This is a genomic window from Hymenobacter sp., assembly GCF_031398885.1.
GTDB lineage: Bacteria > Bacteroidota > Bacteroidia > Cytophagales > Hymenobacteraceae > Hymenobacter.
The window spans coordinates 1-12933 of the sequence record NZ_JANNOD010000012.1 but is presented as its reverse complement, the minus strand read 5'-3'; the positions used below and the strand labels follow the sequence as shown (position 1 = coordinate 12933).

At 67.3% G+C, this 12933-nt stretch carries 13 protein-coding genes and 2 tRNA genes; 11 read left to right on the top strand and 4 right to left on the bottom strand.

The window, feature by feature from the left end; genetic code table 11:
• The 6 genes from RMO51_RS01655 to RMO51_RS01630 all read left to right on the top strand — a co-directional run.
• Window positions 1-1443, top strand: a 1443-nt coding sequence (locus tag RMO51_RS01655) for a DNA polymerase (RefSeq protein ID WP_310391423.1), incomplete at its 5' end; no start/stop codon positions are given.
• Between the two features lie 72 nt (window positions 1444-1515).
• On the top strand, window positions 1516-2937 hold the full coding sequence (locus RMO51_RS01650; protein WP_310391421.1) for a hypothetical protein: 1422 nt from the start codon (window positions 1516-1518) through the stop codon (window positions 2935-2937).
• A tRNA-OTHER gene (locus tag RMO51_RS01645) sits at window positions 2933-3005 on the top strand. Before RMO51_RS01650 ends, RMO51_RS01645 begins: the two co-directional genes overlap by 5 nt.
• A gap of 4 nt (window positions 3006-3009) precedes the next feature.
• Window positions 3010-3082 (top strand) — tRNA-Gln (locus tag RMO51_RS01640).
• Between the two features lie 191 nt (window positions 3083-3273).
• Window positions 3274-4347: a serine hydrolase domain-containing protein gene (locus RMO51_RS01635; RefSeq protein WP_310391419.1), complete on the top strand. Its 1074-nt coding sequence runs from the start codon at window positions 3274-3276 to the stop codon at window positions 4345-4347.
• A 98-nt stretch (window positions 4348-4445) separates the two neighbouring features.
• Window positions 4446-4946, top strand: coding sequence for a DinB family protein (locus tag RMO51_RS01630; protein ID WP_310391427.1), 501 nt, complete (start codon window positions 4446-4448; stop codon window positions 4944-4946).
• Window positions 4947-5066: 120 nt separating this feature from the next.
• On the opposite strand, the gene RMO51_RS01625 is transcribed toward RMO51_RS01630, so the two are convergent.
• Window positions 5067-5405 carry a hypothetical protein gene (locus RMO51_RS01625; RefSeq protein ID WP_310391417.1) on the bottom strand — a complete coding sequence of 113 codons (339 nt, stop codon included), beginning with the start codon at window positions 5403-5405 and terminating at the stop codon, window positions 5067-5069.
• Window positions 5406-5934: 529 nt separating this feature from the next.
• On the opposite strand from RMO51_RS01625, the gene RMO51_RS01620 reads away from it, so the two are divergent.
• The 3 genes from RMO51_RS01620 (at window position 5935) to RMO51_RS01610 (ending at window position 9193) form a co-directional block, all read left to right on the top strand.
• Complete coding sequence (locus RMO51_RS01620; protein WP_310391415.1) at window positions 5935-7101, top strand: histidine kinase; 1167 nt, start codon at window positions 5935-5937, stop codon at window positions 7099-7101.
• Window positions 7091-7873 (top strand): LytTR family DNA-binding domain-containing protein, encoded by a 783-nt coding sequence (locus RMO51_RS01615; protein WP_310391413.1) that lies wholly within the window; start codon window positions 7091-7093, stop codon window positions 7871-7873. Before RMO51_RS01620 ends, RMO51_RS01615 begins: the two co-directional genes overlap by 11 nt.
• Window positions 7874-7996: 123 nt before the next feature.
• Complete coding sequence (locus RMO51_RS01610) at window positions 7997-9193, top strand: T9SS type A sorting domain-containing protein (RefSeq protein ID WP_310391411.1); 1197 nt, start codon at window positions 7997-7999, stop codon at window positions 9191-9193.
• 22 nt (window positions 9194-9215) lie between these two features.
• Here RMO51_RS01610 and RMO51_RS01605 read toward each other — a convergent pair whose 3' ends face one another.
• The 3 genes from RMO51_RS01605 to RMO51_RS01595 all read right to left on the bottom strand — a co-directional run bounded on the left by RMO51_RS01605 (window position 9216) and on the right by RMO51_RS01595 (window position 11651).
• Complete coding sequence (locus tag RMO51_RS01605; RefSeq protein ID WP_310391409.1) at window positions 9216-9953, bottom strand: IS982 family transposase; 738 nt, start codon at window positions 9951-9953, stop codon at window positions 9216-9218.
• Window positions 9954-10347: 394 nt separating this feature from the next.
• The gene (locus RMO51_RS01600; RefSeq protein WP_310391408.1) at window positions 10348-11166 is read right to left on the bottom strand and encodes a tetratricopeptide repeat protein; all 819 of its coding nucleotides are present in this window, start codon (window positions 11164-11166) and stop codon (window positions 10348-10350) included.
• Complete coding sequence (locus tag RMO51_RS01595; protein WP_310391406.1) at window positions 11163-11651, bottom strand: hypothetical protein; 489 nt, start codon at window positions 11649-11651, stop codon at window positions 11163-11165. The genes RMO51_RS01600 and RMO51_RS01595 overlap by 4 nt, the downstream gene beginning before the upstream one ends.
• An 87-nt stretch (window positions 11652-11738) precedes the next feature.
• Here RMO51_RS01595 and RMO51_RS01590 point away from each other — a divergent pair, with 87 nt between their 5' ends.
• Together RMO51_RS01590 and folP are read left to right on the top strand one after the other, a co-directional pair.
• Window positions 11739-12005, top strand: a complete 267-nt coding sequence (locus RMO51_RS01590) for an aminotransferase class V-fold PLP-dependent enzyme (RefSeq protein WP_310391404.1) — start codon at window positions 11739-11741, stop codon at window positions 12003-12005.
• Window positions 12006-12157: 152 nt separating this feature from the next.
• Window positions 12158-12933 (top strand): dihydropteroate synthase (folP, locus tag RMO51_RS01585; protein WP_310391425.1); only part of this gene is annotated, 776 nt, incomplete at its 3' end.

The window sequence follows — 12933 nt, the reverse complement described above, 5'->3', positions numbered from 1 at the left end:
GACTTGAAGGGCGCGCGCCGCGCGCTCGATGTCGCCGGTTTCGAGTTGAGCGGCCCCGATTTCGACTACAAGCTCGCCGCCTACTGCCTCGACCCCGGCTCCGCCAAGGACCCGAAGGAGGCCGACGCGGAGGCCGCCGTGCTGGCCCGCGCCGCGTCTTGCTCCGGCCGCGAGGCGGTCGTCGCGAAGATGAAGGAAGTCAAAGTCCTCGATTTGTTCGAGAACGTCGAGATGCCGCTCTCGGCGGTGCTTCTCGGCATGGAGCGCGCGGGCATTTTGGTGGATGACGAATATCTGAGGGAATTGTCCGTGGAGTTTCTCAAGGCCCTCAAAGGCCTGCAGAAGGAGATCGACGCGCTGGCGGGCGCTCCGCTCAACGCGCAGTCGCCCAAGCAGTTGGGCGAGGTGCTGTTTGATAAGATGAGCATCGGCGGCGGCAAAATCAAGAAGACCAAGACCGGCCAGTACGCCACCGGCGAGGAAATCCTGAGCCAGCTCGCCGCCGACAACCCCATCGCCGCCCTCATCCTCGAATACCGCCAGCTCACCAAGCTGCGCAGCACTTACGTGGAGGCCCTGCCCCAACTGGTGAGCGTGGTGGACGGCCGCGTGCACACCAGCTTCAACCAGGCCGTGACGGCCACCGGCCGCCTGAGCAGCACCAACCCCAACCTGCAGAACATCCCCATCCGCACCGAGAAGGGCCGCGAAATCCGCAAAGCCTTCGTGCCGCGCGACGACCAGCACGTGCTGCTGGCCGCCGACTACTCGCAGGTGGAGCTGCGCATCATGGCCGACTTCTCGGGCGACGCCACCATGATTGAAGCCTTCCGCCTGGGCCAGGACATTCACACCAGCACCGCCAGCAAGGTGTTCAAAGTGCCGCTGGAGGCCGTGGACGGCGAGATGCGCCGCAAGGCCAAAACCGTCAACTTCGGCATCATCTACGGCATTTCGGCCTTCGGGCTGGCCCAGCGCATCGGCATCAGCCGCAAGGAAGCCACGGAGATTATCGACACCTACTTCCAGGAATTCCCGTCGGTGAAGCAGTTCATGGACGAGAGCATCAACCGGGCCCGCGAGCTGGAATACGCCGAAACCCTGCTCAAGCGCCGCCGCTACCTGCGCGACATCAACTCGCGCAACGCCACGCTGCGCGGCTACACCGAGCGCAACGCCATCAACGCCCCCATCCAGGGCACGGCCGCCGACATCATCAAGATGGCCATGATTAACATCTACCACTGGCTGCGCGCCGAAAAGCTCCAGACCCGCATGATACTCCAGGTGCACGACGAACTCGTGTTCGACGCCGTGCAGGAAGAGGTGGCCCACATCACCCCCAAAATCAAGGAGCTGATGACCACCGCGCTGCTGCTGCCCCGCGGCGTGCCGCTGGAGGTGGAAGTGGGCACGGGCCGCAACTGGCTCCAGGCGCATTAAATGTGTGGCTTATGCCTTAGCTTGCCTCTTGCAGTTGCTAGGGTGCCCGGCCCTGGTTTTACCCTTTCCCGCATGGACCTCCTCCCGCTTTACCAAACGCTCGACCAGCGCCGCCGCCCGGAAGACATCGCCGAACTGCTGCTGCCGCTGCTGCGCGACCAGCTTACGCCCCGGGAGCTGGCCACTTTGAGCGAGGCGGCGGCGGGGTCGGTGCGGCGGGGCATTTGGCAATACACGTCCATGGCGGAGGATTTTGCGCGGCCCATGGGCGGCCCCAAGCAGGCGCTCAAAGCGGCGGAGCTGTTTCAGCATTCCTTGCCGGCTGCCTCGGCCGAAGCGCCGGGGCCAAATTACTCCGACCCGGCGCAGCTCCAGCAGCTGTTGGAGGAGTTGAGCCCGCGCATCGGCAAAACCCCGGGCCAGAACAATTACCTCGCCGACCGCCTGGCCCGTCCGGCCCGCCGGGCGGCCGGCTTGGAAGGCTTGTCGCGGCGGCGCTACAACAAGCTGTTCCGCATCCTGCGCCACCTCGAAGCCAAGCGGCAGCGCCTCCTGCAGGCCGGCCAGCAGCGCGGCTTTCAGCTGGTGAGCAAGCACGGATTCGCGCACGAAATTTCCTACGCCGATTTCGCCCGCGACTTGTTCAGCGCCGCTTTCGTGGCCTATTACACCGCCCGCTGCAACCTGCGCAGCGAGTTCACCATAGCCGGCCAGCAGCGGCCTTACGACGCCGTGAGCGACCTGCTGTTTCGGCGCTGCCGCGACGGCCAGCCGCCGCGGCCCGTTTTGTTGCGGTGGCGAACGAAGGCGCCCCCGCTGCCGCCCCCCACGACCACCAACTGGTGGGCCATTGCGCACGTGTACCCGCAGCCGGAAGTGCTGGCCCGCCTTCCCGGGGAGCAGCAAGGCCAATTGCTGGGCCGCTGGACCGCCTTGCTGAACGAGCTGGCCGATTTTCTGCGGCAAACCTGGGCGGCCAATACGTTCCGGCGGGAATCCATGGTCGTCAAGCGGGGGGATGATTCTTCCACCTGGAATGTAGCCGCCGGCGCCTGGAACAAGGCCCGCGACAACTGGGTGAACCTGCTGTACGCCCTGGGCATGGACTTCGTGCTCGACGACGTGTGCCCCGGCAAGGTGATGCGCCTGATGGCCGCCGACGTGGTGGCTTGGCACCTAAACACCGGCGGCAAGCTGGACCCCAACACGCAGGTGTGGGCCGCGCTGCCCTTTCCGTGGGAAGTGCTCAGCGGCGCGGCGGATTGCACCAAGCCGCTCGTGGCCGAGGCCTGCCGCCACGCGGGCCTCGACCCCGCCACATCGGGCTGGCTGGCGCCCCGGCCCCACGGCGTGGTCCCGTTTCGGCCCACGCCCGAGCTGGTGCACGGCGTCAGCATCGCCAGTCCGTACCTTGCCCGCGTGTTGCGGCGAAACCGGGTTTTCTCCGGTAAGCCTGCGCCCGACTCACCCCTAAAAGCGCCTCCAATTGGATAAGGTAGTTCAGTGGTAGAACGTCCGGCTCTCCCTCCGGATGGACGCTGGTTCGAGCCCAGCCCTTATCACGCTTCTGGCATAGCTCAGCGGAAGAGCACCCGGCTCTGGGACCGGGCGGACGCTGGTTCGAGCCCAGCTGTCAGAACTTCATCACACCGCCAAAAGAGCCCGGAACGTCAGGAGTTTCGGGCTCTTTCGCAGTTCCAGGAACCTGCTGCTTCCAGATGTAGGCCTTGGCCGTAGGCTTGTTCTACGTCTCTCGTTTGTCATCTGTAATTTGATAAATAGCGGGCTCGGTCACGCCAGCAATAGAGCAACCGCACTATCTTGCTCGCCATGAAAGGATTCCTTCCGCTGCTATTGCTGCTTCGATTCTCGACGTGGAGCCTGGGGCAATCGGCGCCCACCGAAGCCGCGCTGCTGGCCCTGATGCAAAAGGCCAACGTACCGGGCATGCAGTTGGTGTACACCCGCGGCGGCCGGGAACACACCTATTGCCTGGGCCGGCGCACGGCCGGCAGCGCGGCGGCTGTCGATGCCACCACCACCTTCGAGGCGGCCTCGCTGGGCAAGGCCTTGCTGGCCTACACTGCTCTCCGCCTGCTTGATAAGGGTGTCTTCAGCCTTGACAAGCCGCTGCTGAGCTATTACGCCTACCCGCGCCTACGGGGCGCTCCCAATGCCGACAAAATCACCGCCCGCATGGTGTTGGGCCACACCACCGGCCTGCTCAACTGGGCGGCCAACCCGCTGAGTCCAGAGTGGGTCACCGCGCCTCTGCGCCTGAAATACGCGCCCGACAGCTGCTGGAATTATTCGGGCGAAGGCTACGTGTTTTTGCAAAAAACGCTGGAGTATCTCACCGGAAAATCGTTCGAGGCGCTGGCCCAAGAAGAAGTATTTGGGCCGCTGCGCATGACGTATAGCAGCTTTGTGTGGCAGGAAAAGTTTGCGGCCAACGCCGCTTCGGGCCACGACGGCAAAGGTCAGCCCGTGCCCATCAGCCACTTCCCGGAGCCCTACGGCGCCTACAGCCTGCTCAGCACCGCGGCCGACTACGGCCGGTTTTTGCAGGCGCTGATGGCCGGCCGGGGCCTGAAACCCGCGACGGCGCAACTGCTGCTCACGCCCGCCAACGACGCTCTGCGCTGCGGCAAGCCCGCCACGGCCACCGACCCGTTCATTGCCTGGGCCTGCGGCGTGGGTTTGGCCACTACCAGCCAGGGCCTGGCCCAGTGGCAGTGGGGCGATAACGGCAACTTCAAAGGCTTCTACCTCACCCTGCCCGGCAAAAAAGAGAGCCTGGTGTTCCTGACCAACAGCTCCAACGGCCCCAAGATGACCGATGACCTGCTGCGGCTGTTCCTCGGGCCGGGCGAGTACCGGGCCACGCAATGGCTGGCCGAATAGTCGACTTTTACGCTACCGCCCACCTCAGATGTGGTCAACCCATCTTCGCGGCGGGCCGCTGATATGGAATACGAACCCTGGACGTAACCGATTCTTTGATGCACGAAGAAGTGAGCCAAATGGACAACGCCACAAACCAAGGCTTGGTAGCCGAGCTAATCAGCCTGCTCGAAGATGGCAACGCGCACGTCACCTTTGAGGACGCCTGCGCCGACCTGACGCCCGCGCAGTGGAACCAGCGCCTGCCGGACGCGCCCTACACCATCTGGCAGCTGGCGGAGCACGTGCGCATCGCGCAGTGGGACATCCTGGAGTTTTGCCTCGACCCCAAGCACGAGTCCCCGGCGTGGCCCGCCGGCTACTGGCCCGCCCACGACGCCACCGCCGACGAGGAAGTCTGGCAGGCCACGCTGGCGCAAATCCGCACCGACCGCCAACGTTTTATTGAGTTGCTTCAGGCGGACGACACGGACCTGCTGGCGCCCTTGCCGCACGGCACCGGCCAAACCATTCTGCGGGAAGCCCTGCTCATCGGCGACCACGCCTCCTACCACACCGGCGAAATCATCCTGGTGCGGCGCCTGCTGCACGCGTGGTGACAGGCGGCCACGCCTGCGGCAAGTCAAGCAGCGGTTTTTAACAGTAGAGCCTACGGCAGTTACCGGGTGCAAGAGGCGGATAGGGTGGGCCAAATAGGCTCGGATAACGTCGCGCAGGAGTTATTTTTTGGCTTCGTACCAGTTGCAGCCAGTGCGCGGGCGCTGGGTTTCGAGGCGCAAGAAGGCGCGCAAAACGCAGCTGATGGAATTGCGCTGGGCGCGGGCGGCGCGGACCTGGGCTTTCCCCACCCCGCAGCACTGCTTCAGGCTGCGGCGGTACCGCCTGGTGCCCCAGGCCAGGGCCGCCCGCGGAGCCCATCGGCTCGCGCGCAGGTCCGGGGCGCTGCTGGCCCAGCAGCCGGCCTCTGCCGGGTTGCCGGCTGGAGCCGCGAACCGGAAGCTGCGCACGAGGCCGTAGCCCGGGAGCCCGTCGCTGCCCGCCGCTCGCCGCCAGTGCATCCCTCTGAAGCGGGCGCACGCCCTACCCATCGGGAGTGATGCGCCGATTGCGATTGAGGCCCGTGAGCCAGGGCCGGCCGCCGGCGCGTGTAGGCCTCGTGGGCCACCACCGGCCCAGCGCGGATGCGGGCGACGGCCGTGCCGCTCACCGCCCCAGGCTGGCCACCAAAAACGGAGCGTGGTTCCCGGCGGCGACCGCCTTACTCGTGCATGAATTTGATTTGCCAGACCAACTGCGTAATTTCTAACAGCATACGCCGCTGTTTGAAATTTTGAAACCCGCGTCAACATAGCGTCTCCGGGGCTACCTTGTTGTCGCGAGGAGCAACCGGCGCGGGCCGTACAGGAATACCCTCCTAAGTTGTCAGGCATTAGTTGTCAGTTGTTAGCCCTTTGATAAATATCTGACTAATAACGAACAACGAACAACTGACAACTCGTTTACTTCTGGACGACTACTTAATAGAAAAATGCCGGCGCGGGCGTCGCGCTTTTCAACCAATTGCGTTGCAAGACGCAAACCAGCAGCATGGCAAACTTTTTCCTGCGGAGGCTGAAGGGGCGGGGCCTGGGCCGCGACGAGCTGCGGGTGGCCGCGGCGTGCACGGCGCTGGGCGGGCTCACGACCGGGGTCAGCGTGGGGCAGGCGTGGGCGCGGGGAAAACCCCTGGCCTGGGGCGACGTGCTGGGGCCCGAGCTGCTGTTCTGGTACGCCTGGGGCGGGGCGGCCCTGGGCATCTTCTGGCTGGCGCGGCGCTGGCCGGTGGGCGGCCCGGGCCGGCGCCGGGCGTGGGGGGCGCACGCCCTGGCCAGCCTGGCGGTGCCGCTGCTGGCCTATGGGGGCTACCTGCTGGCCTACGCCGGGCTGCGCACCGCCCAGGGGTGGTGGCTGGGCCAGCCGGCGTGGCCCGCCCTGCTCCCCGACCTGAGCGGGCAGCTGGCTGGCTACTACCTGGTGGGGCCCGGGGTGCTGCTGGGCACCGTCACGTACTGGGGCCTGGTGGCCGTGGCGTCGGCCCGCGCCTACTACGGCCGCCTGCAAACGGTGGAGCTGCGCCGCAGCCGCCTCGAAACGCAGTTGGCGCAGGCCCAGCTCCAGACCCTAAAGGCCCAACTGCACCCGCACTTTTTGTTCAACACCTTCAACTCGATTTCGGCGCTGCTGCAAACCGACCCGGCCGCCGCCGACCAGATGCTGGCCCGGCTGGGCGACTTCCTGCGGCTCACTCTGGCCAACTCGCAGGTTGAATTCGTCTCGCTGGCCGAGGAAGTGGCCTTCGCGCAGCGCTACCTCGACATCGAAGCCATCCGCTTTGCCGACCGTCTGCGGGTGGTGCTGGCCGTGGAGCCGGCCGCCCGCGACGCGCGGGTGCCGGCGCTGCTGCTGCAGCCGCTGGTCGAGAACGCGGTGAAGCACGGCATTGCCCGCCGCATCGGGCCGGGCTGCATTGCCCTGGATGCCACCCTGCGCGACGGGCGCTTGCGGCTGCGTCTGGTCAACGACGGGGGGCCACCGCCCGAGGCCGGGTTCGGCGCGCCGATGGGCCACGGGCTGGGCGCCACCGGGGCCCGGCTGCGGCAGCTCTACGGCCCCGAGCAGCAGCTGCGCACCGAGCAGCTGCCCAACCAACAGTTTGCCGTGACCATCCACCTGCCCTACCAGGCCGTTGCGGCCCCGCTGCTCCATGCTGATTAACCCGAACGACGCGCGGCTCCGCGTGGTGGTGGCCGACGACGAGCCCCTGGCCCGCGCCAAGCTGCGCCGCTGGCTGGAGGCCGAGCCCGACTGCGCGGTGCTGGCCGAGTGCGGCAACGGCTACGAGGTCGTCGAAACCCTGCGCCAGGCGCCCGCCGACCTGCTGCTGCTCGACATTCAGATGCCCGGGCTGGACGGCTTCCAGGCCCTGGCCCAGTTGGCGCCGGCGCAGGTGCCGCTCGTGGTGTTCGTCACGGCCTACGACCAGTACGCCGTGGCCGCCTTCGAGCACCACGCCCTCGACTACCTGCTCAAGCCCTACGACCACGCCCGGTTTGCCCGCAGCCTGGCCCGCGTACGGGAGCTGCGGGCCAGTCAGCAGCCGGTGGCCCAGCTGCAGGCCCTGCTCCGGGCGCTGCCGCCGGCTCCGCCCATCTACCAGGTCTATTTCGCGCTGAAAACGCCCCGGCAGGTGCGCCTGCTGCCGGTGAGTGAGGTGCACTGGATTGCGGCCGAGGGCAACTTCGTGCGGCTGCACACCCCCGCCGGCCGCCACTTGCTGCGCGACGGCCTCGGGCAGCTCGCCGAGCGCCTCGACCCGCGGCAGTTCGTGCGCATTCATCGGTCCACGCTGCTCAACCTGAGCCAGGTGCGGGCGCTGCACCCGGCCTCGCACGGCGACTTTACGGTGGTGCTGCACGACGGCACCGAGCTGGCGCTCAGCCGGGGCTACCGCGCCGGGCTGAGCGCCGCGCTGGGCGTGCCGCTCTGAGCCGGCCCGCCGGCTGGGCCCGCCCCTGACCGGCTCGGCCCGCGCGGGTCCGGCTCGTCACAAATTGCTTGGTTGGAAGATGGGCGGGGGAGTTATTTCGGGCTCAACCCCAACCACTTTCTCATGCGCAAATCATTACTCCTCCTGGTCTTCCTGACCGGCACCGCCGTGCGCGGCGCGGCCCAAACCGTGAGCACGCCCGCCCTGACGTACCCGGCCGGGGTGCGGGCCGCGGGCGATGCCCTGTCGGCGGACGCGGCGGGCAACCTGTACGCTTCCGACTACGCCGGCACGGGCACGGGCGCGAACGGCAACGGCAGCGACGTGCTGCAAATCACGCCCGCGGGCAACGTGTCGGTTTTTGTAGCGCTGCCGGCGGGCAGCGGGCCGGCCGGCACCGGTTTCGACCAAGCCGGCAACTTCTACGTGGCCGCCTACAACACCGGCATCATCTACCGGCGCACGGCCCAGGGCGTGCTTGGCCCGTTTGTTACAGGGCTGAATGGGCCCACCGGCATCGTGTTCGACGCCAATAACAACCTTTACGTGACCATCACCGGCACGACGGTGGGAGGCACCACCGTGGCGCGCATCACGCCCGCCGGTCAGGTGAGCACTTACGCGTCCGGCTTCTTCTACCCCGGCGGGCTGGCCTTCGATAGCGCCGGCAATCTGTACGTGTCCAACTTCGTGGACGGGCAGATAAAGCGCGTCACGCCGGCAGGCGCCGTGAGCACGTTCATCACCCTCAGCGGCGGCGGCTTTGCGGTGCCCCTCGGCTACCTGGCCGTCATCGGCAACAACCTCTACGCCACCAATATTGGCGGCAACCAAATCTACCGCGTCAACCTGCTGGGGACGCCGGCCGCCACCGTGCTGGCCGGCACCGGCGCGGCGGGCAGCACCGACGGCCCCGCCGCCAGTGCCCGCTTCGACGGGCCCAACGGGCTGGCAGTAGCCGACGGCGGCGCCACGCTCTACGTGACCGAAACCAACCCCAGCCCCCGCCGGCTGCGGCGCATCACCGGCCTGGTGCTGGCCACCGGCGCGGCGCGGCCCGCCGACGCCCTGCGACTGGGCAACTACCCCAATCCGGCCGGGGCCGCAACCACCATTGCGTATACGCTGCCCGCGCCGGGCCCGGTGCAGTTCGTGCTGCGCACCGCCACGGGTCAGGTCGTGGACGCCCGCGCGCTGGGCTGGCAGCGGAGCGGGCCGCAGCAGCTCACCGTGGCCACGGCCGCGCTGCGCGCGGGCTGCTACACCTACACGCTGACTTCGGCCGGCGGGACGCAGACGCGCAAGCTGGTGATTTATTAAGCTAGCAAACCCAAGTTGCGGACTATACCCCCGCTCTATCCAAGGCGTGGACAAAAATAAAAAGCACGAGTTTGAGAACGAAACCCGCGGCCGTCACGGCGTGGATGTGCTTGGGAAAACGGGCGGTGAGCTGGCTGAAAGTGGTTTCAATACCTTTGCGAAGGTGCTGAATCAGAAAGTTTTCGTGCGGTTCGTGGGGCCGGGTGCTGTTCTTTTTGCGGGCCGTCTGCTGGCGGTTGCCCGTCGCTTGTTCGAAAAGGTCCTCGGCGACGTAGTCCGTGTAGCCGGCATCGGTGTACACGACGCTGCCCGCGGGCAGGTCTTGGGCCAAGCCGTGGCGGCCCGTTTGGTCGGCCTCCGAGCCGGCGTGGACGTAGTACTCGACCGGCACGCCGTCGGTGGTGGCGACGACCGGGACCTTGAAGCCGTAGAACCAGCTGCGCTTGCTGGCGCACCGCCCGTGGTAGGCCTTGTCTTGCAGTAATTTACAGCGGGGGATGCGGGTGTTGTGGCACACGGCGACGGGAAACGAGTCGATGACGTAGCGGGCGTCCGTGTGCAAGGCCTTGAGCAGGGCGCCAAACGTGGCAAACAAACCGGCCAGCGTGTCGGCCAGGCCGTGCAGTTGACGGCTGAACCCGCTCTTGTCCAGTCGGTTTTGGCCCCAGTGCTGCTCCAGGTAACGTTGGCCCAGCACCAGATTGCCGCCAAAATAGCGGGCCGCCACCAGGGCCGTGGTTAGCACCTGCGCGTCGGACAAGCGTCGGACAAGCGTCGGCGCGGGTCGGCCGGGCGCGCCCAGACGGGTCGGGTGCGAGCCAGCAAATCGTCGAGGAAGCAGTACCTTGCAGCGGTCTGTTCGCGCATGGCAGGGCAGGAATGAAGGGGTCAGATACTTCAAACCTAGCCTGTTCACGCCGAACAGACTTTTTTATGCCCCAACTACTCCGCAACTTGGGTTAGGAAGTAGGAACGCTGTAGAGACGCCTACTTGCGTCTCGTCGTTGAATGATAACAGCGCGGATGGCGCAAACGGCGAGACGCAAGTATGCGTCTCTACCTCGCACCCGCCGATTCAAACAGCTGCTGAGCGGACTGGAGCAAGCCAAACTCACCTCAAGGCCGGGAGCGCCGGCCGTTGCGCGCCCAACCGCTCACTGGCCTTCCAGCACGCCGGCCGCCACCGCCTGCCGGGCCGAGGCCCGGTAGGGGTTGAGCGAGTCGGCCGCCACGGCGCGGAGCGCGGCCCGAGCCGGGGCCATTTCCCGCGCCTGCCAGTGGGCCATGCCGAGGTGGTAGCGGGCGCGGCGGGCCAGCTCGGGCGGCGCGCCGGTTTCGCTTACCCGGCGTAGGTAAAGCTCGGCGGCAGCGCCCTGGCCTTGGCGCAGCAGGATGAGGCCGCGCAGGTAAAGCAGCGTGTCGGCCCCGACGTTGGCCGGCGACACGCGGCCGAGCGAGTGTAGGGCGGCCGGGTAGTGGCCGGACTGGTACTGGTCGAGGGCTTCGCTGAGCAGCGGGTGGCGGTGCAGCAGGGCGGGGGTCACGGCCGGGCCCGGGTCGGGCTGGTAGTAGGCTTCCCAGTTGCGGGCGGGCCGGGCCGGGTTGGGGCGGCTGAAATACCAGGCGGCCACCCCGGCGGCCAGCAGCAGCACCGCGCCCAGGGTGCCCAGCACGGCCCAGCGGCGCTGGCGGCGCAGCACCAGACTTTGGGTCCGGGCCAGGGCGTCGCCCCGCTCGTTCATGCGCTCGTCGAGGGCCTGCAGGCGCTGGCGCAGGGTGTCGTGTCCTGCCGCCCAGCGCAGGTCGGCGGTTAGCTGCTCGTAGGCGGCGTGGGCGTCGGCCAGGGCTTCTTCCTGCGCCAGGCGCAGCTCGAAGGCTTCCTGCTCGGCCGGGGCCATCTGGCCGTCGGCGAAGCGTTCGAGCTCGTCAAAATAAGGGCGGAGGTCGGGGCCAGCCGGCGTCGAAGGGCTCATTTCAACAGCTCGTAAATTTTGCGCAGGCCGGCGCTTTTCTGGAGGCGGGCCACGGTGGCGTTGGCAAAGCCCATTTTGCCGCCCAGCTTCTCAAAACCGTAGCCTTGGAAGTAAAAGTAGGTGAGCACCTGCTGGGCGTCGGCCCCGAGCTGGTTGAACTGGGCCAACAGGCGCTGGCGGCGGCTGGCTTCGGCGGCGGGCAGCGGCTGGTGGGCGGGCACCTGGGCCGCCAGCCGCTGGCGGGCCATGCCGTAGAGGTAGGCCCGCAGGTCGTCGGGCATGATGGTGATGCGGCCGTCGGCCACCTGGTCGTAGAAGTCGAGCAGGGTGTCCTGCAGCAATTCGTGGGCCCGGGCGGCGGGAAGCCGGTGCTGGCGCTGGGCCCAGCGCGCAAACAGGTGCCGGCTGCGCTGGTAGAAGTCAATCAGGAATTTCTGATTGCCGACGCGCAGCTGGGTAAGGGTTTCGGCAAGGGGCGCAGACATGGAACGCGGAAGCAAAGGCGCTGGCAAGTAACAACGGAAACGGTTATGAGGGGGAGGGAGAAGGGGAAGCAGGGGGAGCGGGGTGGGGTGCCCGAGCGCGTCGGCGAGCGCACCCCGACGTTCTGCGTCACGCTGGACGCCCATGATCCCCGGGCGGTGGCGGAGCGCCTGGCCGAGCGCGGCATCAACGTCTGGGACGGCAACTACTACGCACCGGAGCTGATGACCCACCTGGGCCTCGAAGGCCACGGCGGCGGCGTCCGCATCGGCTTTCTGCACTACACGAGCCCGGACGAAGTCGACCGCGTCCTGACCGCCCTCCGCTCCGTCACCGGCCGCCTGGGCGCACGTTAAGCGTTGGTAAAGTGTGTCAGACACGAAACCCTGGAGAACCCTTTCGTGCAAAGGGATTCCCGGGCGCGAAACGACCCTTCCGTACAGAACTGGTCCGGCCATTCGCACGGTCATTTTGGGGGGCCGTTATCCGGTCGGCGGCGGCCTTGACGATGCGGTGGCGCCATGCCAACGGCAGCATCGATTGCGCGCGTGGGCACCTCGTCGGCATCGTCAACGCGACGCCGGATTCGTTCACCGACGGGGGTGCCTACTACGGGGTCGATCGGGCCGTTGCACACGGCGTTCGGCTCGCCCGGCAGGGGGCGAGCGTCGTCGAGGTGGGTGGCGAGTCACTGCGGTTCTCCGTGTACACGTCGGTCGACGAGGAGATCCAACGGGTCGTCCCGGTGATCGCGCGCCTCGTCACCCAGATCGACGTTCCGGTCGGCATAGATACGTTCAAGGCCCCGGTCGCAGCCGCTGCAATCGCCGCGGGTGCGAGCATCCTCAACGACCCCACGGGGCTTCGCGACGACGCGATGGGCGACGTTGTGGCCGACGCGAAGGTGGGTGTCGTCATGACGCACTTCTTCGGCGAGCCCAAGGTCCGTCCCGGGTCGTTCCCCGGCGTCGATGTCACTGCGGCGGTCATCGACTGGGCCCACCGGGCGATGGCACGTGCAGAGGCGGCCGGAATCGACCGCGAACGGCTTGTGCTCGACCCCGGGATCGGTCTCGGCAAGTCGCCCGAGCAGGATCTCGATCTGCTGCGCCGCCTCGCCGAGCTGAAGGTGGTGGGCCGGCCGGTGTTCGTCCCGATCTCCAACAAGAAGGTAATCGGGGCGGTCACGGGCGGGCTCGCCAAGCAGCGGCTTGCCGGCACGACCGCGGCGTTGGCGTGGTGTCGGGCGCAGGGCGCCACGCTCTTCCGTGTCCACAACGTGCG